The organism is Microcoleus sp. PH2017_05_CCC_O_A (genome assembly GCF_020738785.1).
In the GTDB taxonomy this organism is placed as follows: Bacteria; Cyanobacteriota; Cyanobacteriia; order Cyanobacteriales; family Microcoleaceae; genus Microcoleus.
Genome location: NZ_JAEQCB010000116.1, coordinates 1 through 25,158, shown reverse-complemented (window position 1 = coordinate 25,158; position 25,158 = coordinate 1). Strand labels below are relative to the sequence as shown.

Annotated in this window: 21 protein-coding genes; 14 read left to right on the top strand and 7 right to left on the bottom strand. The window is 47.1% G+C overall.

Annotation, left to right across the window (positions count from 1 at the left end):
* The first annotated feature begins 261 nt into the window (after positions 1 to 261).
* Positions 262 to 708: a hypothetical protein gene (locus tag JGK20_RS23860; RefSeq protein ID WP_293190643.1), complete on the top strand. Its 447-nt coding sequence runs from the start codon at positions 262 to 264 to the stop codon at positions 706 to 708.
* A gap of 118 nt (positions 709 to 826) precedes the next feature.
* Here the strand turns inward: JGK20_RS23860 and JGK20_RS23855 are convergent, their stop codons facing one another.
* Positions 827 to 1,114, bottom strand: a complete 288-nt coding sequence (locus JGK20_RS23855) for an RNA-binding protein (RefSeq protein WP_293179249.1) — start codon at positions 1,112 to 1,114, stop codon at positions 827 to 829.
* Between the two features lie 294 nt (positions 1,115 to 1,408).
* The gene (locus tag JGK20_RS23850) at positions 1,409 to 1,627 is read right to left on the bottom strand and encodes a hypothetical protein (RefSeq protein ID WP_293150155.1); all 219 of its coding nucleotides are present in this window, start codon (positions 1,625 to 1,627) and stop codon (positions 1,409 to 1,411) included.
* 14 nt (positions 1,628 to 1,641) lie between these two features.
* Here JGK20_RS23850 and JGK20_RS23845 point away from each other — a divergent pair, with 14 nt between their 5' ends.
* From JGK20_RS23845 to egtD, 4 genes are all read left to right on the top strand, one after another.
* Positions 1,642 to 1,782, top strand: a complete 141-nt coding sequence (locus JGK20_RS23845) for a hypothetical protein (RefSeq protein WP_293150157.1) — start codon at positions 1,642 to 1,644, stop codon at positions 1,780 to 1,782.
* 34 nt (positions 1,783 to 1,816) lie between these two features.
* The gene (gene egtC, locus JGK20_RS23840) at positions 1,817 to 2,605 is read left to right on the top strand and encodes an ergothioneine biosynthesis protein EgtC (protein ID WP_293179243.1); all 789 of its coding nucleotides are present in this window, start codon (positions 1,817 to 1,819) and stop codon (positions 2,603 to 2,605) included.
* The gene (locus JGK20_RS23835) at positions 2,577 to 3,968 is read left to right on the top strand and encodes an SUMF1/EgtB/PvdO family nonheme iron enzyme (protein WP_293198214.1); all 1,392 of its coding nucleotides are present in this window, start codon (positions 2,577 to 2,579) and stop codon (positions 3,966 to 3,968) included. The genes egtC and JGK20_RS23835 overlap by 29 nt, the downstream gene beginning before the upstream one ends.
* Before the next feature lie 345 nt (positions 3,969 to 4,313).
* A complete protein-coding gene (gene egtD, locus JGK20_RS23830) occupies positions 4,314 to 5,357 on the top strand; it encodes an L-histidine N(alpha)-methyltransferase (protein ID WP_293179237.1) in 1,044 nt (347 codons plus the stop codon).
* A gap of 303 nt (positions 5,358 to 5,660) precedes the next feature.
* Here egtD and JGK20_RS23825 read toward each other — a convergent pair whose 3' ends face one another.
* The 5 genes from JGK20_RS23825 to JGK20_RS23805 all read right to left on the bottom strand — a co-directional run bounded on the left by JGK20_RS23825 (position 5,661) and on the right by JGK20_RS23805 (position 10,842).
* Positions 5,661 to 6,272 carry a hypothetical protein gene (locus tag JGK20_RS23825; RefSeq protein ID WP_293179234.1) on the bottom strand — a complete coding sequence of 204 codons (612 nt, stop codon included), beginning with the start codon at positions 6,270 to 6,272 and terminating at the stop codon, positions 5,661 to 5,663.
* A 406-nt stretch (positions 6,273 to 6,678) separates the two neighbouring features.
* Positions 6,679 to 6,990: an RNA-binding protein gene (locus JGK20_RS23820; RefSeq protein WP_293179231.1), complete on the bottom strand. Its 312-nt coding sequence runs from the start codon at positions 6,988 to 6,990 to the stop codon at positions 6,679 to 6,681.
* 457 nt (positions 6,991 to 7,447) lie between these two features.
* Entirely contained in the window at positions 7,448 to 7,672 is a 225-nt protein-coding gene (locus tag JGK20_RS23815; RefSeq protein ID WP_293179228.1) for a hypothetical protein, read from the bottom strand.
* Positions 7,673 to 7,787: 115 nt separating this feature from the next.
* Complete coding sequence (locus JGK20_RS23810; RefSeq protein WP_293232391.1) at positions 7,788 to 8,975, bottom strand: transposase; 1,188 nt, start codon at positions 8,973 to 8,975, stop codon at positions 7,788 to 7,790.
* Between the two features lie 184 nt (positions 8,976 to 9,159).
* Positions 9,160 to 10,842, bottom strand: a complete 1,683-nt coding sequence (locus JGK20_RS23805; protein ID WP_293179222.1) for a tetratricopeptide repeat protein — start codon at positions 10,840 to 10,842, stop codon at positions 9,160 to 9,162.
* Positions 10,843 to 11,822: 980 nt separating this feature from the next.
* Between JGK20_RS23805 and JGK20_RS23800 the strand changes: the two genes are divergently transcribed.
* The 9 genes from JGK20_RS23800 to JGK20_RS23760 all read left to right on the top strand — a co-directional run.
* The gene (locus tag JGK20_RS23800) at positions 11,823 to 12,326 is read left to right on the top strand and encodes a hypothetical protein (protein ID WP_293232389.1); all 504 of its coding nucleotides are present in this window, start codon (positions 11,823 to 11,825) and stop codon (positions 12,324 to 12,326) included.
* 649 nt (positions 12,327 to 12,975) lie between these two features.
* Positions 12,976 to 15,096, top strand: a complete 2,121-nt coding sequence (locus JGK20_RS23795) for a pseudouridine synthase (protein ID WP_293232387.1) — start codon at positions 12,976 to 12,978, stop codon at positions 15,094 to 15,096.
* 85 nt (positions 15,097 to 15,181) lie between these two features.
* The gene (locus JGK20_RS23790; protein WP_293232385.1) at positions 15,182 to 15,745 is read left to right on the top strand and encodes a Uma2 family endonuclease; all 564 of its coding nucleotides are present in this window, start codon (positions 15,182 to 15,184) and stop codon (positions 15,743 to 15,745) included.
* A 231-nt stretch (positions 15,746 to 15,976) separates the two neighbouring features.
* Positions 15,977 to 17,095: an alkene reductase gene (locus JGK20_RS23785; RefSeq protein ID WP_293179208.1), complete on the top strand. Its 1,119-nt coding sequence runs from the start codon at positions 15,977 to 15,979 to the stop codon at positions 17,093 to 17,095.
* Positions 17,096 to 17,258: 163 nt separating this feature from the next.
* Positions 17,259 to 19,535: an ATP-binding protein gene (locus JGK20_RS23780; RefSeq protein WP_293232383.1), complete on the top strand. Its 2,277-nt coding sequence runs from the start codon at positions 17,259 to 17,261 to the stop codon at positions 19,533 to 19,535.
* Entirely contained in the window at positions 19,532 to 20,017 is a 486-nt protein-coding gene (locus JGK20_RS23775) for a response regulator (protein ID WP_293232381.1), read from the top strand. The genes JGK20_RS23780 and JGK20_RS23775 overlap by 4 nt, the downstream gene beginning before the upstream one ends.
* A 39-nt stretch (positions 20,018 to 20,056) precedes the next feature.
* Positions 20,057 to 21,727, top strand: a complete 1,671-nt coding sequence (locus JGK20_RS23770) for an ATP-binding protein (RefSeq protein WP_293193697.1) — start codon at positions 20,057 to 20,059, stop codon at positions 21,725 to 21,727.
* A gap of 474 nt (positions 21,728 to 22,201) precedes the next feature.
* The gene (locus tag JGK20_RS23765) at positions 22,202 to 23,206 is read left to right on the top strand and encodes a protochlorophyllide reductase (RefSeq protein ID WP_293210174.1); all 1,005 of its coding nucleotides are present in this window, start codon (positions 22,202 to 22,204) and stop codon (positions 23,204 to 23,206) included.
* A gap of 633 nt (positions 23,207 to 23,839) precedes the next feature.
* The coding region (locus JGK20_RS23760; protein WP_293232379.1) for a POTRA domain-containing protein at positions 23,840 to 25,158 on the top strand (1,319 nt) is incomplete at its 3' end.

The following is a 25,158-nucleotide window of genomic DNA, read 5'->3' as shown; positions in this document are numbered from 1 at the left end:
CTCTTATAACATTGACCGACAAGCTAACATTACCCCGAAAGGGAGGCTCGACAAGAGCAAAAATTATGCGATCGCGAGTTGCAAGGTTTGAGGCGGTAACTGTCCTGCCCTTAAGTACATTACAAAAGTACACCAAATCAAGCAACTCCAAGGCGGTAATGCATAAATGGATAGAGAAAGATTCAAGGCGGTTGAAACCGCCCGTGTTGTTTTCCTCTCAGGTCTTTCATACGCTGAGCTTCCCACTTACCGAGCTTTTTTGTGAAATCAAAAATTATTGCAACCGCAGCAATACTTGCTGCCCTCGGCTGTCTGCATCCCCATCCAGCATTATCTCAACCTGCAACTGACGGCGGTACAAAACCAGGATTTTGGCAACCTCAAGCACAGGTTGACTATACTCGCAACATTACCCTGAGACTGTTAAATGAAACCGGATTAAACCTAGAATACGGTCAATCAGGTGTCGGCTTGTCATCCTTGCCAGTTGGAGCTAGCAAAAATATCATGGTTCGCGTCAGCAACCGCACCGGAGACATTGCCAATATTCCGATTAATGTCAAAGGAGGAACCACAACTTTGAAATACGACTATAACGTTGATGCCAAGGAAAACATTGTGACGGTTCGCATCACCACATCAGACGGCCGCACTAGGCAAGATCGGTCAGTTTATATTGATGAAAAAGGGCGAATTTACTCTTTTTAAAGAACGAAAATTTAATAACTTACACTCTTGAAAGTGGGATGGGGCAGAAGAGCCCGTTCTTTCTGGACGGGCGGGACGCCCATCCCACAAACTTGTGGAAGTTATTTAATTTTCATTCCTAATATCCGCTGTTCCTATTCATGCCTGGGCCTCGATTTCCCTCTTCTTTCGGTTTAGCTTTGTTCACTCGCAAGGGGCGTCCCATCCACTCTGCACCGTCTAATTCGGTAATTGCAGCGTCTTCTTGGGCATCTTCCATCATCTCGACAAATGCAAAGCCGCGCATCCGACCGGTTTCCCTGTCGGTAGGTAAGACAACTCGCTTGACTGTGCCGTACTCTGCAAATACTGATTTCAGGTCTTCTTCGGTGGCGCGGTAGGACAAATTTCCAATATAGATAGTCATGTCGATCGAACTAAACTTGTTGTGCTATACATAATAACCGGTTCATTTGACTCTCAAGTGCCATCTCGCTTAAAACTGACCAGAAAGAATTGGTTGAAAGCCCGCCCGCCCGATCGGGAGAAATTAAAATCAGACTATTCATTACTCCAATACTCGGACTTAAGGGTAGAGGTCGCTCTCCTTCTGTCAACTGTCAACTGTCAACTGTCAACTGTTGAAGGATCGCCTTTGAACTAAAAGGGTTTGCCGCACCGACAAACCCTTTCTACTGACTGCAATAGTTAGTCCTTTTGCTTAGTCGATCGAGATCGACTGAGGCCCCGTGCTTTTAGCGTTGGTGGCTTCGGCTGCGGGAGGAGTGTAGGAAGTTGAACCGGCTTGCTCATCGATCCAGCTTCTAACGGGATCTTCGTGAAGGTTGAGTCGAAGCAGGCCAGAAAAAAATCCGCCCGCAAAGGCGATCGGCTGTTGGATCAATTCTTTGACCACTGGGATGAGTTCGTCGAGGAACATTCAAGAGTCTCCTTGTGCTGCTGGGGTTCTATCTTTACTGTACCGTTTGTACGGAGATGCTGGCAGCAGACTGCAAAAAAAGGGCGATCGAGCCTGTTAAAGATGGGCAAGCTCATGCTGCAAAAAACGCTTGCCGGAAAATTGTCGGCAAATGATTTACAATGCTAATCTGTTTGTTTACAAAATTTTATGTGCCGTTTGCTTGGCTACCTCGGCGAGCCGATTTTACTCGATTCTATTCTGTACAAGCCGGAACATTCGCTAATTGTGCAGAGTTACCAGCCCCGCGAAATGACTTCGGGCTTGCTCAATGCTGACGGTTTTGGTATCGGTTGGTATCACCCGCACCTCGATACCGATCCGTTTACTTATAAAAATGTACAGCCAATTTGGAACGACATCAATCTGCCGAGTATCAGCCGATATGTTGAATCCGGCTGTGCGATCGCCTATGTTCGCAGTGCAACTTCAGGACAAGCTCTAGATTTGAGCAACTGTCAGCCGTTTCAACACGATCGCCTGTTGTTCGTACACAACGGCTTTGTGCAGAATTTTCGCAAAAGTCTTTACAGACCAATTCGCGATCGGCTCAACGATACCCTTTATCAATCAATTAACGGTACTACAGATTCAGAGCACATCTTCGGCTTATTTGTCAATGAATTAACAGCCAGCAATCTGAGCCTAAAAGCTGCTTTGCAAAACTGCCTGAAAACTTTGGCTGAACTAGCAAACGCTCACCAAGTTGAATTTTCAGCAAATATTATTATCAGCGACGGACAGCAGCTCGTTGCATCTCGTTTTGCTTTCCCAAAAGTCCCTCCTTCCCTGTATTGGCTGCGGGACGATTTAAATTTCCCCAATTCTGTCATCATTGCTTCTGAGCCTTTATTTGGTGGCAATTGGCACGAGTGTCCAGTCCAGAGCACGATCAGTACGGGAGTAGACGGTGAGATCGAAATCAATCCAATCTTGTAAAGAGGCAATTTATCAGGATTTGCAGCAGTGTCGCCGCGGCACTTTTCAACTATTTGCAGACATCGATTACAATACTTTCTGCCGTCAAGCCCATCCAGATTTTAGTCCGGTTGGTTGGCATTTAGGTCACATTGCTTATACTGAGGATTTGTGGCTGTTGCAGAAATGTGGTGGGTTCAAGCCAGTTTTTCCTGAGTATCACCAACTGTTTGCTGCGGATATTTTGCCGAAAAAACAACGAGTTTTTTTGCCTGCGCTACCAGAAGTTGAATTGTATCTGGATGCGGTGCGAAAAAAGGTGTTAGATTATTTGGACGTTGCGCCGATCGCACAACAGGAACGTCTCTGGCGGTTTATTATTCAGCACGAAAGTCAGCACTGCGAAACAGTTGCTTTCGTGCTGCAAATGCTAAGGAAGGAAGAAGGAAGAAGGAAGAGGGAAGAAGGAAGAGGGAAGAAGGAAGAGGGAAGTTCGGCAACGAGCAGTGTACAAGATGTAACGGATTTAACGGATAGAAGTAAGGAGGAAGAAGGAAGATTAATTCCCAATTCCCAATTCCCGATTACCAATTCCCAATTACCCATTACCAATTACCCATTACCCATTACCGATTCCCCAGAGATTGAGATTCCCGGCGGGGAATTTTATATGGGAAGCGATGCTGCTGAAACTTTGGATAACGAGCGATCGCGCCATCTGTGCGATCTAGAAGCATACGCGATCGATCGCTATCCGGTCACTTGCGGTCAATACCGAGATTTTATGACATCCGGCGGCTATCAGAACCGCGATTGGTGGTCTGCTGAGGGCTGGGAATGGCAAAAAGTTCATTTAGTCGATCGCCCGCTTTACTGGTCAGAAAACCCTGCTTTCAACAACCATCCAGTTTGCGGCGTCAGTTGGTACGAAGCCGAAGCTTACTGCAACTTCGTCGGGAAGCGCTTACCATCGGAAGCCGAATGGGAAAAAGCAGCAAGTTGGGATCCCACAAATCAGACAAAACTTACCTATCCTTGGGGAGAAACACGGCCAAATGCCAGCCTGTGCAATCACGGCAATCATCTTGCCAATACTTCCCCCGTTGATGCTTTTCCAACGGGAGCAAGTCCAGCAGGCTGTTGTGATATGTTGGGCAATGTCTGGGAGTGGACAGCTTCAACCTTTGACGCCTATCCAGGATTTGAAAGTTATCCTTATCGGGGATACTCTGAACTCTATTTTGATGGAGAACATCGGGTTTTGAAAGGCGGGAGTTGGGCAACTTTTCCTCAGGCACTGCGATCGACTTTTCGGAATTGGTACTATCCGGGCGTGCGGCAAATTATCGCGGGTTTTCGCTGCGCCACAACTACAATCACATAGGTTTGTAGTGAGGAATGCGAGTCCTCTAATTTTATGCGGACTAAAGTCCTCACTACGAACCTGTAAGATTTAAATTTAAAAAATAAAATTTATTTCCAGTTAATTTTAGACAATATTTGTTTGTCAAACACCAAAACTTTTTTCCACTTAAAAATACTAGGTTAAAAAGGTTTGTAAATGATTTAATAATTTAGGTTGATATTTGTTGAATTTTAATTTGTGGACGCGACTCGCCATCGGGTGAGAACATACAGAACGGAGAGCGGCCTCAAAAATCTAGCTTGAGTGCGATCTTCAGCAACGCAACTGTGTGCTATATCAATTTGTGCATCTTAATTTTACTCTATGAAATCTCCAAGACTTTCCGACAAGACAAACCCAGCGTCAACCAAAGAAAACCGGCTGCACTTAGAGCGGCTGGTGAGCGCTGTGGCACCGACACCCGCAGAAATCAATGCTGGCAGCGATGCAATTACCGGGTTGACTCAAAACCCCAAAACCCTGCCTCCCAAGTATTTCTACGACGATCGCGGCTCGAACCTCTTCGAGTTGATTTGTCAGTTGCCGGAATACTACTTAACGCGCACTGAGACGGCAATTTTGCAAGAGTGTGCAGGGGCGATCGCGCATTTGACGGGCCCGTGCGAAATCGTCGAACTTGGCAGCGGCAGTTCCACCAAAACCCGGATTCTCCTCGATGCTTACAGCAAATTGGAATATCCGCTGCACTATTTGCCGATCGACATCAGCCCCACTATCCTAGAAAGCAGCGCTTGTCAACTGTTAGCAGATTATCCATCGCTCCAAATTCACGGACTTGTCAGCACTTACGAATTAGCCTTAGCTAAAATTGCCCCGTCGCCATTGCCAACCCGAATGATTTGCTTTCTAGGCAGCACCCTCGGCAATCTCAACCATCAAGAATGCGATGTATTCTTCTCGCAAGTTGTCGGTGCATTGCAGCCGGGAGAGTATTTTTTGCTGGGAATTGACTTAGACAAATCTAAGGATATTTTAGAGCCGGCCTACGATGACAGTCAAGGAGTGACCGCAGCCTTTAACTTGAATATGCTGCGACATTTAAATCGGAAGTATCAGGGAAATTTTGATTTAGCGCAGTTCGAGCATTGGGCTTTTTACAATCAAGAACAATGTCAAATTGAAATGCACTTGAAAAGTAAGAAAGCGCAAACAGTGAACTTGCGCGCGCTCGATTTAACGGTTGAATTTGCCGCCGGAGAAACTATCCGCAGCGAAATTTCGCGCAAGTTTAATCTCAATACTGTAAAGGCAGATCTTTCGCAGCGCGGTTTAAAGCCGGTGCAAGTTTGGACAGACCCAAATCAGTGGTTTGGCTTGATGCTTTGTCAGTTGACAGTTGACAGTTGACAGTTGGCAGTTGGCAGTTGATAGTTGGCAGTTGGCAATTGTTATTTGTTATTTTTGAATATCTCCCAATAATCAGTAACTACTGACTACTGACTAATAATGACTAATGACTGCTGACTAATGACTAATATCATTTCCGGCTGCATCGGAATAATATATTTGGATGATATCAGTGCGAGCGTCTCGCTCGCGGCATAGATCGCGAGCGAGACGCTCGCACTCTTATAATTACGATGCTGCCGGATTTGATATAATGACTGCTGACTACTGACTGCTGACTACTGACTAATGACTACTGACTAATTAACAAATCGGCCGCTGTCCGGGTTTTACGGCGTGAATGTACTCGCTGCCGGATGTCGGCCATCCCCGCTTGTAATAGGCTTCCTCGGGCTTCCCCCAGCCCAACTGCAACAAAATTTCGAGAAAATCCAACTTTTCCCACTTCGAGAGACTCGCCCATTCTGTACGCTGGGCTAGAGCTTCTACGTCGATCGGCTCGATCGCTCGAAAATCCTTCCCACTATTAATACTCAAATACAAATCCATCCCCGCAGTTACCCGCTCCCAGAATTCCAACATCGCAGTCTTAGCAGCCTTCAGCGTCATCAAATCGATCGGTAGAGCGATTAATTCGTCATCCACTGCCGGGTAGCGCAGACTATTGCCTTTAACCGTCATTTCCCGCCAGACAATCCCAGAAACTTGATGTTCCCGCTGGTATTCATGCACGGCTGCCTTAAAATTTTGATAAGCAGTGAACTTTTGAACGCCCTCAGATTTGAGAAAGCGATCGATCACGGGGTTTCCTGTAGCAGGAGTTTCAGTCAAATTGAGGCGTCGCCCGTGCAAGCAGGCTTGGCGCTCTTCTGCGAGGATGTTAATGAGTTCCGCCGTGCTGTAGATCTTGGGCATCTTTATTCAGGCAAAATCTATTGATTTGCGGGTCTGGCTGGTTTGATCTGCTAATTTTCAGTAAAGATTATTTGTTTTTTTGAGCAATATCACTTTTGCGTTATTGTAACTTTTCTTTGGAGTTAATTCTAGTTTTGATAGTTTACAGGAGTTGCGCCCATAAATCCCGAAAGCTTCTTGAAAAAAGCAGTTGATCGCGATACAGAATTGCGAGTTAGGCTGTCCGCTGCGCGGCGGGCGTACCTCGTGGAATTTTTCGCCAACAACAAAGCCCCCTCACTCGAAGGAGGGGGCTAAACTGAGTTAAAGGTTTGGCAGTTGTATTTAGCGAGTCCAACAGCCCGAAAAAAAAGCAGCATTCGCACTTGCTGTCAACTACCAAAATTCAAATTTTCAGTCTCAAAGCTTAGTATCGTCGTGAAGAGCGATTGTTGTCGCCCCAGCCACCGCCACCCGAGGAGCGTTTGTTGTTGTTTTCGCGAGGTTTGGCTTTGTTGACTTTCAAGTCACGACCCATCCACTCAGCACCGTCGAGGGCTGCAATAGCTGCTGCTTCTTCTGCTTCGCTGGCCATTTCGACAAAAGCAAAACCCCTCATTCTGCCTGTTTCCCGGTCCACTGGCACTTGGACGCGGCTTACAGTTCCGTACTCGGCAAATACTTCGTTGAGGTCGTCTGATGTGACCTCATAAGAAAGATTACCCACGTAAATCGACATAAAATCTCCAGAATCTATTAGGGTGCAGAGACTTAGATTCGGAGAGAGGCTTGTAAATAAACACCAACAAACTACGCAACCGAATTTAATTCTTGAAAAACTACTATAACATGAAGCCAGCAGAATCAGCAATTGCCTGTCCTAATTTTCAAATTAGGGTGCCGTCGGGCAATCTCCCGCGGAAAGTATTCTTGATAACTGACATATTGCACTGTTAGCCTCATCACCTTGGTTTTTTGCTGTGCGATCGAGCTGAGGGCTGATTTTTTTCGTTGCTGTTAGCAGGTGGATGGGGTTTTATTGAAAATATTGCTCTCGATCGTTATATTGAGATCGGGCACTTTTCGGGTTGCATAGATATCCTGCCTGTAACACCAGAGATCAATCTTTTTAGCCTCGGATTCATGTGTTGACTGAATTTCTAATCTCTGATATCCCGTCTCCGATCGCATTAAATTTAGCGCCCTGTAATGGCGACCCAAAAATAATTCTCAAAAGAGTTCTTAGGAATATCTACGCGCATTTTTCTACCCCAAGTATAAACATCAAAACTAACGCGAGATCGATCGCCCTTTCGATCGCTTCCCTCATCAATTGCGACATTTCCCAACAGCGCCACCCAGTGACTCGGATAAGGGATCAGCGGCGGTTTGTTTTGCAGCATTCCCTCAGCGGTAATCAAAGCAAAAGCAAATCCCCCAGCTTTGAGCGCCTCATCGGCGGCCCGCAGCGCTGGAATATCGCCACTGAAATAAGCGTATTGATACTCCCCACCGATGAATCGGGGGGATTCTTGATTAAGACCACAAAGGGACTTTCAAAGGCGTTAACAAAGCACCTCTACTGACTTCTTTGAGACAAAGCCCCAAAGTTGCCGCTACTTTTCTACCGATATTAGCTGCACCGTTGCAGTCGGCATTGATTAACAGTTTTTCGCAGAATTTAGGTAGCACGTCCCGATCGACAAATGAAGCTTTAGAAGTATATGATTCTTCGGTCACGACAAACCGAATCCCGTATTTTTCGCACAATTGAGCGATTCTATCCTTGAGTCTACAAGTTGGAATTTGAACAAACTTTTGGTTAGTTTGAGAACCCAGATTGAGACCATTTTTCATCCCCACATTCCAACCGAATATCACAGTACCTAGATTGTTAGCTAAACAATGAGCAATCACCTTCCGAGCAGCTTTGTTAACAGCATCTCGCATTGTGCGATTGCGATTTTCTGTCAATCTCTCCAGTCGTTTTGACCAATAACCATTCGCTTTCCCGGACATCAAAAACGCAACGCGCTTATTATATCCTTGATTGAGCGACTTTAGGTGCAACCCATCAACGATAAAGCTAGTCCCAGTATTGCTTACACAGGTTAGCCAATTGTTCATTCCGTGGTCGATCATCAAAGCTTTAGATGGATCTACATCTGCTTGAACCTGCTCAGTCTTGTAGATTAATTCCAAGTAAAAGCAGCCGTTTCTAGGCAGGATTCGATATTCTCTGATTGCTTTGTGGTCTAAGTTTGTGGGCCTAGGTAGATAGAAAGCATCCAGTCCGAACCAAGCTTTAACTTTGGTGCCGAGTGGAAATCTTAATAACCCGTCTTTAAGCTTCACAGAGCGAGCTGTATACGTTACTAAAGCTAGACCACCCTGTCGGTAATTAGGTAGTCTCGGTCTTTGAGTTACTGTCCCTTCTTTTATGCCTTTTAATAGTCCAATATAGGATTTGAAAGATTCGGCAACAGTAGTTAAAATCTGCTGTGCGGTATCCGAATAGAATGCTTTATAGTGCAAATTTCGGTTCTCCGTACCTAGCACTTTATGCAAATCTGCTCTCCCCGGTATTTTACCTGTTTTGAAATACATTTGACGAGCATAATAAATACCGCAATTAGTCAGTTTTGATGACTCACTGCACAGGAATTCGAGAATTGCTTTTAGGTTTTTATCCGGGCTAATTAAATTTTGTTGGCATCCAAACATTTTTGTTACCTCCTTTTTATATTATACCTTCTCACCTGCTATCAAAGGATATTAATTAAAGAGGAAAATGTAGGCGACTAAAGTCGCAGTCGCGTTCCGGACCATGTAAGACAGCCAGGGGCTTCTCGCTCGTCTTTCGGTGAACTGTCAACAGTCAACTGTCAACTGTCAACTGTCAACTGTCTTACCATTTTCCTGACATTGCATCTTTGAGTCTCAATTCTTCTCGGCTGACTAGAGCTTCGTAGTAATCTGGTTTGATTTCTAGGGCGACTCCGTAAGAACTAATTGCATCTTGAGTCCGCTGCAATTTTTGCAAAACATCGCCGCGCTGCGCCCAAGCTTCCCAGTTGTGGGGCTTGAGTTGAATCACTCGATCGAAAGCGACAAGTGATTCGGAATAGCGCTGCATTTTCCCCAGCACCAGGCCTCGCTGCACCCAGCCTTGATAGCTGTCGGGCCAGATAGTAATTGCTCGATCGTATGATGCTAGACTTTGTTCGTACTGTTCCAAATTTGACAGGGCGTTGCCACGTTTCAACCAAGCTTCAAAATTGTCTGGCACGTTTTGAATGACGCGGTTGTAAGCTGCGACGGCTTCTTCGTAACGCTGCAATTTTTCTAGCGCTGCGCCTTGCTGCAATCCTACTTTTGATGTAATGTCTGTTTCTGAACTCAGAGAGATTACTTTGTCAAAACAGGCGATCGCTTCTTCGTATTGCTCCAATTTTTCTAGGGCTTCGCCTCGCAAATTCCAAGCTTCTAGAAAATTTCCTTCAATTTGGAGGGCATTGCTGTAAGCGATAATCGCATCTTTGTAGCGTTCCAATTCTGCTAGGGCCATACCTCTGCCCAGCCAAGCTTCGGGGAAATTCGGATTAATTTGAATCGCTCGATCGAAAGCATCGATCGCACCTTCATAATCTCTTGATTCTGACAGTGTTTGACCGCGCCCGATCCATGCTTCGGGATAAGCGGGATTCATTTGAATAGCCCGATCGAAACAAGCTATTGCCCCATCGCGCCACTGGTGTTTCAGGGCCATTCCTTTGTACAGCCAAGCTTCGGAGTCATTGGGTTGGAGTAGCAAGACGCGATCGTAAGCTGTGACTGCTTCTCCGTATTTGTGCAATTTTGCCGAAGCAATGCCCCGATTGAACCAAGCCAAAGTGTTTTGTGGTTGCAGTTGAATGGCGCGATCGTAAGAAGTTACAGCTTCAGCGTAGCGTTCCGCCTTCATCAGAGCCAAACCTCGGTTCAGCCAAGCTTCCCAATTAGTCGGGACGAGTTTGAGAGCGCGCTCGTAGGCCGCCACAGCCTCAGCGTAGCGCGAGGCTTGCAGCAACACGCTGCCTTGCCTGCACCACATCGCGGGCAAATTTGGATGAAGTTGGGTTGCTTTTTTGTAACAGGTTGCTGCTTTGTCCCACTCCTGCAATTCTTCTAAAACTCTGCCCTGCTGATACCAAGCTTCGTGCTTTTCGGGATTGATTTCAATTGCTTTGTCAAAAGTCGCGATCGCCTCGGGGTGATTTTGCAAACTTAACAGTGCTGTCCCGCGCAGCATCCAGGCCCAATATTCTTCGGGATTAATGGCGATCGCTCGATCGCAACAGGCCACCGTTTCAGCCCAGGAGTGCAGTTGCTTGTAAGCTTTGCCCAGATTCAGCCACGCGCGGGCCCAATCCGGCTTAATTTGCACCGCTTTTCCGTAGCAAATGATTGCCGCTTCGTACCTTCCCGATGCGTAGTGTCTGTTGCCCCGATCATAATCTGGAAATGCTGCAAAAATTCTTAAAATCGGGGGCAGGAGGCCGGACTCGGGATTTGAGGAGTTTTCTGTGGTAGAAGTCGAGATATCTGGCATACGCCTTACATATAAAATTTAGTGGGTTGACAAGATTGCGGTCTTATATATTAACTTATGCTTTTCTTAACTCGCTGCTATTTTGAGACAAATTTAGCATATCAGGTCTATTACCACAAATTATATTTACTTAACTGTAATGTATAAAATTATGCACCGCTCCCACTTTGCGTATACCGCTGTAAAATACGGTCAGTCGATTTTCGATGTTCGATTGACTCCACAGATGAATCTGGGAGCTTGAACCAGAGTCTAAAATTTTGATCTCTCCACTACGAGTGTCGGAAACTTGTATTCGTAAACGATATTAATTTTCCCAGAATCCTTCAAATCTCTGCGGTGCGAGATCTGAGTTAATAGAGTCTGTCCTCAAAAAGGCAGTGTGTTAACTTTTATTGTAACGGCCATACATCGTTTAATTAAGAGGTATGTTGTTCTTTATATCGAGTTGCTCAGGATGGCAAGCTGCTAAATATTAGGCAATAAAAATCAATCAATTCATTTCATTGCAACACTTTTTTTTCCAAAGAGCTAAAAGGAGTTGGTTTGGCAAACATCAAAATTAATTTGTATCAGACGTTGATTTGGACAAGAAAGTTGAGGGAAGGGTTTCATTATGCCACTCAATTTAAAAATTCGATCTCACAAGATCGCCATAATATTTATTGCATCGTTACTAATCAACGTACTCGCGATCGAAAGCACGTACTCTCAGCAGATCTGCCCAAAAGTGCAAACTTCAATTCAGATTATCGACGAAACGGGCGGGAGACAGATTTCTGGCACCTCCTCCGTTGACACTTTGCAGGAGTCACATTTCAAGAACTATGTAACGACCATTTCCAAACATATCTCTGCCAAGATTGACGAAATATCGCAGTGCCACGGAGATTTGAAAAGTTCTCCAGAAGTCAAGCTTTTTTTCGTTTACCGTCGGCTCGTCAAGACTAGAGCGTACAGAATCTAATGATGCCAGGCATTTGGATAGTCCTTGGGTAAAACTCACGTTCAGCCGTTCGCCCACGCTCATTGTGCGTGCGGTGTTCCTGTGGAACGAACGACAGTTTCTGTTCGATCAAGCACTGATGTCGGGCATACGTGCCTCGCCCACCAATTCTCTGCTTCCGATTGATAACGGCATCTTCAGGCAATTTATACAAGATTACAAGGACTCTGTGCTGCTTGCACCGTCTCCAGAAGCCCAGCCTGCCGCCCTAGCCAGTATTTCAAAGCGCTTGCCCCCGGAAATCTTTTGGCTGTTTCGCAATACGTGGCAAACCACCTTGATTCCGTTTTACATGTCAGTAGCCCGTGCTTTTGAATTAGCTGTTGGGAAGGCAGCGATCGGATATACCGATCTTACCAAGGCTCTGATTGACCAATTTTTCGCGTCAGAAACGACTGAGATCCGCTACGAAAGCCTTCTCGATCTCAAAGACCTATTCACCCCCGATCGATACCGGATTAACGACCTTCTTCGTTAAGGAAAAAAATTATGGCTTGGACTTTTTCTCAAAAGACGACGTTCACAGGTTTTACTACTGTCGCCGAAGAGGCACAAATCCTTACCCTTTTGCAGACAGCATACGACCGTTCGTCCACAGCTAAGACTATGTTCGACAATTGGATTAATGCCGGGAACACAATAGAGATACGATTCCGGCGGGACACTTTTCAAGCTGCTATTGGCAGGGGCATTGTTATAATAGATCCTTCGTATATTAGCGATGTGAGTTACATAAACGATACTGGCAAAGCAGTACCGTACTCGCTACTTGGTGCCCTACTTCACGAGCTTGGTCATGCGTTGACTGGAAAACAAGATAATGGTTCTAGCACTGACTACCAGGGGGATAACGTTCGCTATGTAAACCAAATCTGGAGCGAACTTGGTTTGGATAAGCAGATATCTTACATAGGGCAAGCCAAAGGCAATCTTCACAGGGTTGGCAAGGTTTGTTTGTCCCCAGCGCTCGCGCCTCAGAGCAATCGCAGGGTCTGTTTTTCACATCGTTTTTTCCCTGTTTGCCAAAGTCTGTCATAACTTTAAAAAAATGGTATAACTGTATTTCCCAGCCTAGGGTTAGGATACAAACCAATATGTCGCGATCGAGATTTTAAATCAAATTTAATATGCTAACTCTACACCCGCTTTTAGATTTCACGGAAAGGTCGATCGACGAAGAGGGAGGGTCGATCGACTCTAGCCCCAGTTATTGGTACGAAGGGCATTGCCCTAAAAGTGCGGATCTGCTGAGATTGCCACGTACTCGAATGTCTGAAGAAATCGCCAGGGGTTTGATGCAGTACCTTGCTGCTGACGATTCCTACGATCGCGAGGGGAAGATGTACGGCATCTTGCTCGTGGAAATGCCTTGGGGGGAACAGCGAATTCTCAAAGCATTTTCTGGGTTGCTGAACGGTTCTAGCGTTGTTGACGGGTGGGTGCCACCGATTCCGGGGCGATCGCGAGTTGCTTTGACAGAAGCGCGCACGCTGGCCCAATTGGAGGCGATGAAACAGGAACTGATTGCACTGAATCAACTCCCGCAGCGACAGGAATATGCAGCCTTATTGAGCGAATTTGAATTGCAATTGCAAGTTTTGAATGCGCGGCACCGCAATTGCAAGCAGCAGCGAGACGAACAACGTCAGCTAAGCAGTCAAACTCTCGCAGGAGACACACTCTTAATAGCCCTGGAAAAACTAAATCAAGAAAGCCGTTTGGAGGGAATTGAATGCAGGCAATTAAAACGGCAGCGGGATGCAATATTGCAGCCTCTAAAAAAGATCGTTGAAGCTGCCAATGAGCGGATGCGGGTGCTCAAACAAGGGCGAAAAGAACTTTCCCGCCAACTTCAGGCCGAGATGCACGCAGCTTACACTCTGGTGAATTTTTTGGGAAAATCGCGATCGATCCAGGAATTGATGCCAACTAATTCTATTCCGACTGGCACCGGCGACTGCTGCGCGCCAAAATTGCTGCACTGCGCGGCAGCAAACAATCTGAAACCGCTAGCAATGGCTGAGTTTTGGTGGGGGCCGCCATCGGGTGACAAAGTTCCGGGAGAGTTTTATGGTGCTTGTAGCGATCGGTGTCAGCCGTTGATGGGTTTTTTGCTGTCAGGATTGCCACAAAATCCAATTGTTTCGGGGCCGAAAGCTTACCCGGCTTTTACATCGTCAGCTAATAGCAAAAGTCTGTCAAAAGCTTCATCGAAAAAAAGTGTAAATCAGTCTTTTAATGGTGGAATCGAATCTCTCCCAACAAGTCAGACTTTCAGGGGCGGGCTAGAAGCCCACCCCACAACTCATCAAAACAATCATGGTGGAACGGGCATCTTGCCCGTTACCGATCGCTCTTGGGGCGCGCCAGATGCCCAACCCCTACTCCCCACAACTCATCAAAACAATCATGGTGGAACGGGCATCTTGCCCGTTACCGATCGCTCTTGGGGCGGGCTAGATGCCCAACCCCTACTCCCCACAACTCATCAAAACAATCATGGTGGAACGGGCATCTTGCCCGTTACCGATCGCTCTTGGGGCGCGCCAGATGCCCATCCCACAAATCTCAAAAAATTTGCTGGAACGAGCATCTTGCCAGTCACCAATCCCCAGGAAATGCTGCCAATTGTTTATGAAGACAAATGGTTAATTGCAGTCAACAAACCCTCAGGCTTGCTGTCAGTTCCAGGTCGTTATCTGGAAAATCAAGATAGCGTTTTGAGTCGCTTGCAAAACTTGTTACAGGACGGGTTAGAACTGACGGCGGTGCATCGGTTAGATTTAGCAACATCTGGGATTTTGTTGCTGGCGCGGGACAAAGAAACCAGCAGTCAACTAAGCCTGCAATTTGAGAAACGGCGGGTTCACAAAGTTTATGAAGCAGTGCTTTCGGGGACTGTCAACATAGAGGCGGGGACGATCGCACTCCCGGTAAAAAAAGACCCGAAAAATTCCCTGGTTCAGCAAGTTAATTTGGAGTGCGGAAAACCCAGCATTACTAGGTTTCAGGTAATGGCGAAGGAGGGAAATTGTACTCGCGTCGAGTTTTTGCCGCTGACGGGGCGCACGCATCAATTGAGGGTTCATGCAGCGGATGTTCGAGGGTTGGGAATACCGATTTTGGGCGATCGACTTTACGGATGTCGCGCCGCTGCGAACCGACTGCACTTGCACGCGCGGGAACTCTCCTTTGAGCATCCGCAGTTGGGATCAAGGCTCAGCTTACAGGTGGCGACGCCATTTTGATCGCGCGGGCGATCGCAAGTCCGATAGTGCGATCGCCCGAAAGTAAAATAACAAGTTATCTCGCCTCTGTTTAGGAAACCTGAAAATGCTACAGACTCCCACGAAAACCCTTACCTTAGAAGAGTTTCTGAATCTGCCGGAAACGGAACCCGCCAGCGAATACATTAATGGACGCATCATCCAAAAACCAATGCCACAAGGAGAACACAGTGCAATTCAGACAGAATTGCCACCTGCCATTAACTCGGTGCTAAGATCCCAGAAGATTGCCCGAGCTTTCTGTGAACTCCGTTGCACTTTTGGTGGGCGATCGATTATACCCGATGTTTCGATATTCTTGTGGAACAGGATTCCTCGCCAGGAAAATGGTGCAGTGGCTAATGTTTTCTCAATTGCTCCAGATTGGGCGATAGAAATTCTTTCGCCCGACCAAAGCCAAACAAAGGTAACTAAAAATATTCTACATTGCTTGGCTCGCGGAACGCAAATGGGCTGGCTGATTGACCCCTCCGAGCAATGTGTATTTGTTTATTTAGCCGATCGACCAACAGCATTTTTTGACGAACCAGATGTACTGTTACCAGTGCCAGAATTTGCCAGAGAATTCAATCTGACAGTTAAAGGTTTATTTAGCTGGCTGCTGGATTAACTAAAAGTTTCGCAATAGTTCACCAAGATATTTGATATTAAAGCCCTCGTCTGCCGCCGGCGGTTGATAGTACGCAGTGATATACGCAGGCTATATCCGTAGGGTGTATCACTGCGTACCTTAGCAATAAATACGCCCATTGATATTTGTTGGCAAGTCCTGTTTAAGTTATCTTGAAAAGCGATCGAACTCCGATTGCTCACATTATTCAGTAAAGGACAGATCGAGATTATGACAACTCAAACAACATCTTCACTCCTCCTGAGTCCCTTCAAATTGGGAGATTTATCCTTAAAAAACCGGGTAGTCATGGCACCCATGACGCGATCGAGAGCCGGTGAAACGCGGATGCCCAACGCTTGGATGGCCGAGTATTACGCTCAGCGGGCCAGTGCTGGTTTGATCCTGACAGAAGCTACGGTGATTTCTTCTCAAGCTAACGGTTGGCTGAATACGCCCGGTATTTATTCAGACGAGCAAGCCGAAGCTTGGAAACAAGTTGTAAATGGGGTTCATGCCCGCGAAACACCAATTTTCATGCAGCTTTGGCACTGCGGGCGGGCTTCTCACAGCAGTTTTCAGGAAAACAATCAATTGCCAGTTGCACCATCTGCCATCAAAATCAATGGAGAAGGCATTCATACCCCTGCGGGCAAACAACCCTACGAAACTCCCCGCGCTCTAGAAACAGATGAAATCTCGATCGTTGTGGAAGATTATCGCCAGGCCGCAGAACGGGCAAAAATGGCGGGTTTTGACGGTGTAGAAATTCACGGTGCTAACGGATATTTAATTGACACTTTCCTTCAATCCAAAACTAATCAACGCACAGATTCCTATGGCGGTACAGTTGAAAATCGCTACCGTTTTCTCAAGGAAATTGTGGAGGCAATTCTGACAGTATTCCCTGCCAACCGAGTTGGAGTTCGACTTTCTCCCAACGGTGTTTACAATGATATGGGTTCTCCCGATTATCGCGAAACTTTTCTGTATATTGCAGGTCAGTTAAATGTCTACGGTTTAGCTTACCTTCACCTTGTGGATGGTTTAGCTTTTGGCTTTCACGAATTGGGAACGCCGATGATGATAGGAGAGTTTCGCGATGTATTTTCCCAGCCGCTGATTGGTAACTGCGGATACAATCAAGAACTAGCCCAAACAGCTTTGAGCAACAAAGTTGCGGATTTAATTGCTTTTGGTCGGGATTTTATCAGCAATCCGGATTTAGTAGAGCGTTTTGCTGGCGGTTGGCCGCTCAATCCGCCTGCGGTCGTCGGCGTCTGGTATTCTTTTGGGCCTGAAGGTTATATTGACTTTCCTACTTATCAGGAATCAGCAGCTATTTCTTAGACTGTTGAGCAAAAAGCTGACTGTAAGAGAATTTTTGGGCGGAGTGAACGTCCGGGCTGTTTCCTCCACCCAATGTGTAATGTGCGTCGTTTCCGGCTGCGAGAAAAGTGTTTTAATAAAGAGAAATAGAAATCATTTCTAGCCGGAGTTCTCCGCACGATTTATGATAGATGAAGTTGTTGATTTCACCCAAACTGTCGATTTAACCAATTGCGATCGCGAACCGATTCAAATTCCAGGGCTGATTCAGCCCCACGGGGTGCTGTTGGTTTTGCAGGAGCCTGACTTGAAGATTGTCCAGGTCAGCAATAACGCGTTGGCTTTGCTAGGTCAACAGCCCCAAGATCTGTTGGGCAAACCGCTATTAAACTTACTCGCTCCTCAGCAGATTAATGCAATTCGGCAGTGCTTAAGCGAAGACTTTGAGTATGTGAATCCGTTAGATATTTCTCTAAAAGCTCAAACAAAATTACTTCATTTTGATGGCATTGTTCATCGCTGCAATACCATAATTTTTTTAGAATTGGAACCAAAAAAGAAAAGACAAAAAACAGACTTCTTCCATTTTTACCAGCGATTAAAAGGAACGATTACTAAAATTCAAAAGGCTCCAACCTTGCTGGAAATGTGCGAGGTTGTAGTTAAAGAAGTGCGAAAAATCACTGGATTCGATCGCGTTATGGTATATCAATTTGATGCCGCAGGATCCGGACGGGTGATTGCAGAAGATCGGGTAGAAACGCTAACGCCTTATCTGGGCTTGCACTATCCGCCCAGCGACATTCCCCAGCAAGCGAGACAGCTTTATACCCTCAACTGGCTGCGGTTAATTCCCGACTCCACCTATGAGCCTGTGGCGTTAGTGCCAGCGCACAATCCCTTAGACTCGCGCCCGACGGATTTGAGTTTATCGGTGCTGCGGAGCGTGTCTCCCGTACACTTGGAATACCTCAAGAATATGGGTGTATCAGCCTCCATGTCTATTTCACTGATCCAAGACCAAAAACTATGGGGGCTGATTGCTTGCCATCATTCGACGCCGAACTATGTGCCCTATAGCGTGCGAACCATGTGCGAGTTTGTGGGGCAGGTAATGTCGATCGAACTTGCAAACAAACAAGATCGTGAAGACTTAGACTACAAAATGACATTGAAGTCGCTCCAAAGCAAGTTTGTAGAATCGCTATCTCAGTCAAAAAGCTTCTGGGATGGATTAGTTCAACTCAACTCGAACCTGCTAGATCTGGTGGGTGCGACGGGAGTGGCGGTTTGCGCGGGAGAACAAGTTATTTGTATTGGTGAAACGCCGCCAGAAGCTGAAATTCCTGCCCTGCGGGAATGGATTAAAAGCCAAATTCAACACAACCTGTTTCAAACCCGATCGCTATCTGAAATTTATCCAACCGCAGAGTCATTTAAGAGCGTTGCGAGTGGACTGTTAGCATTAGAAATTTCCAAAGTCAACAAAAATTATATACTCTGGTTCCGTCCAGAAGTGATTCAAACAGTCAACTGGGGCGGCAACCCGAACAAACCTGTCGAAGTCACAATCGATCGCGAGATGCGGTTGTCTCCTCGCAAATCCTTTGAACTCTGGCAACAAACGGTGCAGGGCTGCTCGTTACCTTGGAAGTCCTGCGAGATCGAAGTCGCCACCGAACTGTGCAGCCTGATCGTCGGGATTATCCTCAGTCAGGCAGATGAAATGGCAAAGATTAATCTAGAATTGGAACGCAGTAACACTGAACTAGATGCCTTCGCTTACGTCGCATCCCACGATCTCAAAGAACCGCTGCGCGGCATTCATAACTATTCCAATTTCTTGATAGAAGATTACGGGGAGGTGTTGCACGAGGATGGCATCGCTAAATTGCAAACGCTGGTGCGCCTAACCCAACGCATGGAAGATCTGATTAACTCTCTGCTACACTATTCCAGGCTGGGACGCAGCGAACTTTCGCGCCAACCGACAAATCTCAACGATTTAGTGCGACAGTCGATCGACATTTTAAAGATCGGCGGGCCTCCGCAAGCGATCGAGTTTCGCACTCAATCGTTGCCGACAGTTGCCTGCGATCGCACTCAAGTTAGCGAGTTATTCACCAACCTGATTAGTAACGCGATTAAATATAATAATAAAACCGAGAAATGGGTGGAAATTGGTTTGATCGAATCAGAATCCGCTAGCAGTAAAGATCCAAGTTTATATACCTTTTATGTGCGAGATAACGGCATTGGCATCCCCCAACAGCATTTGGAGCGCGTTTTTCAGATATTCAAGCGACTCCACGCACAAGACGAATATGGTGGCGGTACAGGGGCAGGTTTGACGATCGTCCAAAAAATTGTCGATCGACACGGGGGAAAAATTTGGGTAGAATCGACGCCCGGTGAGGGCAGCACGTTTTACTTCACATTGTCAGCAGCGGTCAAACCATGACCGGATATTCAGCGATGCGTGCTATGCAACTCCCTCCCTTGCTGATCGTTGAAGACAGCGACGAAGACTTTGAAGCGTTCCAACGTTACCTACACCCATCTTTTTCGCAAATCCCCGTCTATCGCTGCACTAATGGCGATCGGGCCCTGGCGTTTCTCTACCGCACCGAACCCTACACCAATCCTAACACTGCTCCGCGTCCGGGACTGATTGTGCTAGACCTCAACTTACCGGGAACGGATGGGCGAGAGGTACTATATAAAATAAAACAGGATCGTAATTTGAAAAAGATTCCGGTGGTTGTTTTCACCACATCTAACAATCCCAAAGACATCGCAGCCTGCTACGAACAAGGAGCGAACAGCTATATCATCAAACCTATGGATTTTAAGCTGTTGAAGCGAAGTATTCAGACGTTGTTGAGCTACTGGTTTGAAATCACGATGCTCCCTGTTCAGTCTCCGGAGGAAGACCAATTATGAGTCAAGTTGAGCGCACTGTTTTGATTGTGGAGGATAACCGTGATCTATCCCAACGGCAGAATCAGGTGGGCGCTGAGCCTGGGGAAAGTGTTTTATAATGCGATCGGGCAAGCGATGCGGATGTCGGGCGTAGATTTGGATATCACCGATCGCAAGCACACCGAGGAAGCACTGCGTCACAGTGAAGAGTTTAGAAAACGGGTGTTAGACAGCAGCAGCGACTGCATCAAAGTGCTGGATCTGGATGCACGACTTTTATACATAAATACAGGAGGGATGTGCCTGTTGGAGATCGACGATCTCACCCCCTATTTGAACGCGGAATGGCTCTGTTTTTGGCAAGATGAAGCTCGGGAAGAGGTGGAAGCTGCGATCGCGGCGGCGAAGGCAGGAGAAGTGGCTAGATTTCAGGGCTTTTGTGCCACCGCCAAAGGCACGCCAAAATGGTGGGATGTCGTGTTAGCACCGATCCGGGATGTGGCAGGCCAAGTTGTACAAATCTTATCGACTTCGCGGGATATCACCGATCGCAAACAAGCGGAAATCGAACGCGATCGCATTCTGCAATTAAAACAAGCTGCCCTGGCCGAATCGGAAAGAGTTAACCGCATCAAAGACGAGTTTCTGGCGGTGCTTTCTCACGAGTTGCGATCGCCCCTCAACCGGATCTTAGGCTGGACGAAGTTGCTGCAAACTGGCAGGCTGAATGAAACCAAAACTGTAGCAGCGTTAGCGACGATCGAACGGAATGCCCTGGCACAGGCTCAATTAATTGACGACTTGCTCGATATGGCTCGCGTGCTGCGCGGCAAACTGAGTTTGAATGTGACTGCTGTCAATTTGTTGTCTACCATTGAATCTGCGATCGAAACAGTGCAGACTGCCGCCACCGCCAAGTCAATTCTGATTCATCACGTGCTATCCAATATCGGGCAAGTGTCTGGGGATGCGGTTCGCCTCCAGCAAATTGTCTGGAATTTGCTTTCCAACGCTGTCAAGTTCACTCCCAATGGTGGACGGATAGACGTTCGACTAGAGTCAGCAGACAACCAAGCGCAGATTGTGGTAACAGATACGGGTAAAGGCATCAATCGAGACTTTTTGCCCTACATCTTTGAGTCTTTCCGTCAAGAAGATGCTTCTGTTACTCGCAAACACGGGGGGCTAGGGTTGGGACTGGCGATCGTTTATCAACTGGTAGAAGCCCACGGCGGAACAATCAAAGCTGACAGTTTTGGGGAAGGAAAAGGAGCCACTTTTAGAGTCAGCCTGCCGCTGCTGAACGTCAAAACAGGGGAAAATCCGGACAAGTTATTAGAAGCAGAACAGGATCTCAGAGGCATCCGAGTGTTGGCAATTGATGACGAGGCAGACAGCCGGGAAGTAATCGGCGCATTCCTGGTTATGGCTGGAGCGGAGGTGATGACAGTTGCATCTGCGGCTGAATTTATGGTAGCCCTAGAGTCGTTTGTGCCGGATGTTTTGGTGAGCGATATTGGAATGCCAGAAGTCGATGGCTACAGTTTGATCGGATATGTGCGTTCTCTATCACCGGAGCGGGGGGGGCTGATCCCGGCGATCGCATTGACTGCCTATGCTGGAGAAATCAACCACCAACAAGCTCTGGCAGCAGGCTTTCAGAGGCACATTTCCAAGCCTGTGGAGCCAAATCTATTGGTTGGGGCGATCGCTGATTTACTGAGCAAATAGCTATGAAAACATCAGCCATAAATTGAGCATATCTTGATAACTTATTTCTCAATAATAGCTCATACCTAATACTTTTAACAAGACCATTTCCGACTACCTTTACCTTTCAATGCGTTCAAGTTATTCCCTCATATATATCATGTTCGCAGTGCGGACTTAAGTCCGCAAAAACGGTTCGTAGTGCGGACTTAAGTCCGCAAAATGCACTCCGATTCCGACTGAAGTCGGCACTACGAACTTATCTCCCGACTGAAGTCGGCACTACGAACTTATCTCCCGACTGAAGTCGGCACTACGAACTTATCTCCCGAATCTCCGAAAATGGGCTAGGAGTGTCGATCGGCAACCTAGAAAGTTGAGATTCACAACGTTTGGGCCTATCCTATTAACCTGAGGGCATCTGAAAACATCCGAGCTGCTAGCTCAGCTTTTGAGATGCCCCAAAATAATCAATAGCCAAGCATTTTTAAGAAAATGGCACAAAATCACAAGTCAACGGTTATCATCACCGGCGCATCCTCCGGCGTCGGCTTGTACGGCGCCAAAGCCCTTGCAGACAAAGGATGGCACGTAGTCATGGCCTGTCGCGACGTGCGAAAAGCCGGAGACGCCGCTCAAGAGTTGGGCATACCTCAAGGTAGTTTCACGATTATGCACATTGACTTGGGCGATTTGGAAAGCGTGCGCCGATTTGCTCGGGAATTCAAATCAAGCGGCAGGCCTCTAGACGCTTTGGTGTGCAACGCAGCTATCTATCTGCCTTTGATTAAGGAACCGCTGCGGAGCCCTGAAGGTTACGAGTTGACGATGACTACCAATCACCTCGGTCATTTCCTGCTGTGCAATCTGATGATGGATAGCATGAAACCTTCCTATTATCAAGATGCGAGAATCGTGATTTTGGGAACTGTGACTCACAATCCAGACGAGTTGGGTGGAAAGATTCCGCCGCGTCCTGATTTGGGCAAGTTTGAGGGTTTTGAAGCGGGTTTCCAAGATCCGGTTTCGATGGTAGATGGGAAGCAGTTTGAACCTGTCAAGGCTTACAAAGATAGCAAAGTTTGCAACGTGCTGACGATGCGGGAATTGCACCGCCGCTTTCACGAATCGACGGGGATTAATTTCACTTCGCTGTATCCGGGATGCGTGGCGGATACGCCACTTTTCCGCAATCACTATCCTTTATTTCAGAAACTTTTCCCGCTGTTTCAGAAGAATATCACCGGCGGTTATGTGTCACAGGAGTTGGCGGGCGAAAGGCTGGCGATGGTGGTTGCAGATCCAGAATACAAGCAATCTGGGGCTTATTGGAGTTGGGGAAATCGTCAGAAAAAAGATGGTAAGTCTTTTGTGCAGAAGGTTTCTCCGCAGGCGCGCGATGATGAAAAAGGTGAGCGGATGTGGGAGTTGAGCGCTAAGTTGGTGGGATTGGCTGACGGAGCACCCATGGGTGCTGCTAGTGCGAGCCGCCCTGCATAATTAGGTTTGTAGTGAGGACTTTAGTCCTTCTTCTTGCGGACTAAAGTCCTCACTACGAACCTTGACGCACACAGGTTTGTAGTGAGAACTTCAGTCCTTCTTCTTGCGGACTAAAGTCCTCACTACAAACCTGTAGTTTGTGGGATGGGCGTCCCGCCCGTCTTTAAAGGACGGGCGGGACGCCCATCCCACAATAATTAAAATTCTAAGTTATTTAATTCGCGCTCCTAAGTTATTTAATTCTCATTCCTTACCAGGAAAAATTGGTTTAAATCCCCAAGCCTTGTAGGGAGAAATTAAAAAAAGACGATTGATTGCTCGACTCCTCTTCCTTTCCGGTAGAGGTCTCCCTCCTTTCGTCAAGTCAACTGTCAACCTGTATGCTGTCAACTGTCAACTGTCAACTGTCAACTGTCAACTGTCAAAGATATTTTTGCGGATCTGCATCCGGTTGCTGCGTAAGTTTTGGCGGAGGAACCAAAAGGTCGATCGACCTTTTGGTTTTTAGCCGTTGGGAAATTCTTGGCAGTGCCCGGTGTTGCCTTTTTTTCGGTTAAGATTAATTGTTAGTTTAGGGTGCGCTGGTTCCTTAAAATATTTTCACCCAATCTAGCGAAATAATAATTATATCATATGAACTGTAGATCGCAAAAATTATTTTTAATTGCTGGAATCTTTGGCTTAGTTTGGTTGGGAAAACCGACGAAAACATCCGCGAGCAACGTTGAAATTTTGACTTCAAATGTTGAGGATTTGGCAACAGTCCGCAGCGGAGCCGATCGACCTTTACGAACCAACGACACGAATCTTGACACCCGGGAAGACTTGCCGGCCACTGAGTCCGATCGATCGACTTTGGCACCAATTCTACCTGCGGAAACTCCCGATTTACAGCCAGAAGCTGCCAATTCTGTCGATCGCACATTCGCCACGAACGATCGAGAAACTCAGCTTTCTAACCGAGATCAAAAGCTAAAAGAAAATATAGGTATCGATCGAGATTCGCAACTGAGCCAACTGCCCAACCCAATTCAACCCAGAGAGCCGGAATTGCCTGCACCAATAGCCCCGCAACCGCCGCCGCCGTCTCCCCTCCAACCAACTCCCCCAACACCAGTTCCCGGCGATTCCAGGCCGGGGATTCCGGGTACAATTCGGGTTTTGCGCTTTGAATTTGAGGGAAACACAGCTTTTAGCGATCGCGAACTCGCAGCAGTTACGCAACAGTTTGCGGGGCGCGACATCACCTTTGCCGAACTGATCGCAGCAGAAGGGGCAGTGACTCAAAAATACGTAGCAGCAGGATACATCAATTCCGGCGCTGTAATTCCCGCCAACCAAACATTTCCCAGAGAAGGAGGTGTGGTGAAAATTCGGATTGTCGAAGGCGGATTAGATGAAATTCAGATTAGTGGAAACAGGCGTTTAAATGCCAATTACGTGCGATCGCGCTTGGAACGTGTCACCAGGCGGCCATTGAATCGCGATCGGCTGCTGGAAGCGTTGCAAATGCTGCAACTCGACCCCTTAATTGCCAATATTTCGGCAGAATTGCAAGCTGGAAGCCGCCCGGAAAACAGCCGTTTAGAAGTGCGGATTAAAGAAGCAGACAGCTTCAGCGGCGAAGTTTTTCTAGACAACAATCGATCGCCCAGCGTGGGCAGTTTTCGGCGCGGCGCGCGCATCAATCAAGCGAATTTGCTCGGTTTGGGCGACGGATTAGAGCTATCCTACGCTAACACCGACGGCAGCAACGAATTCAACGGCAGCTACACAGTCCCCGTCAACGCGCGCAACGGCACGATTCGGTTTGCTGCGAGTGCTGCGAGCACTAACGTGATCGAGGAACCGTTTGATGCTGCGGAAATTGAGGGGAAATCGCGAACTTACGAGTTAACTTACCGCCAGCCGATCGTCGAAAAGCCCGATCGCACTTTGGCTGTGGGAGTAAC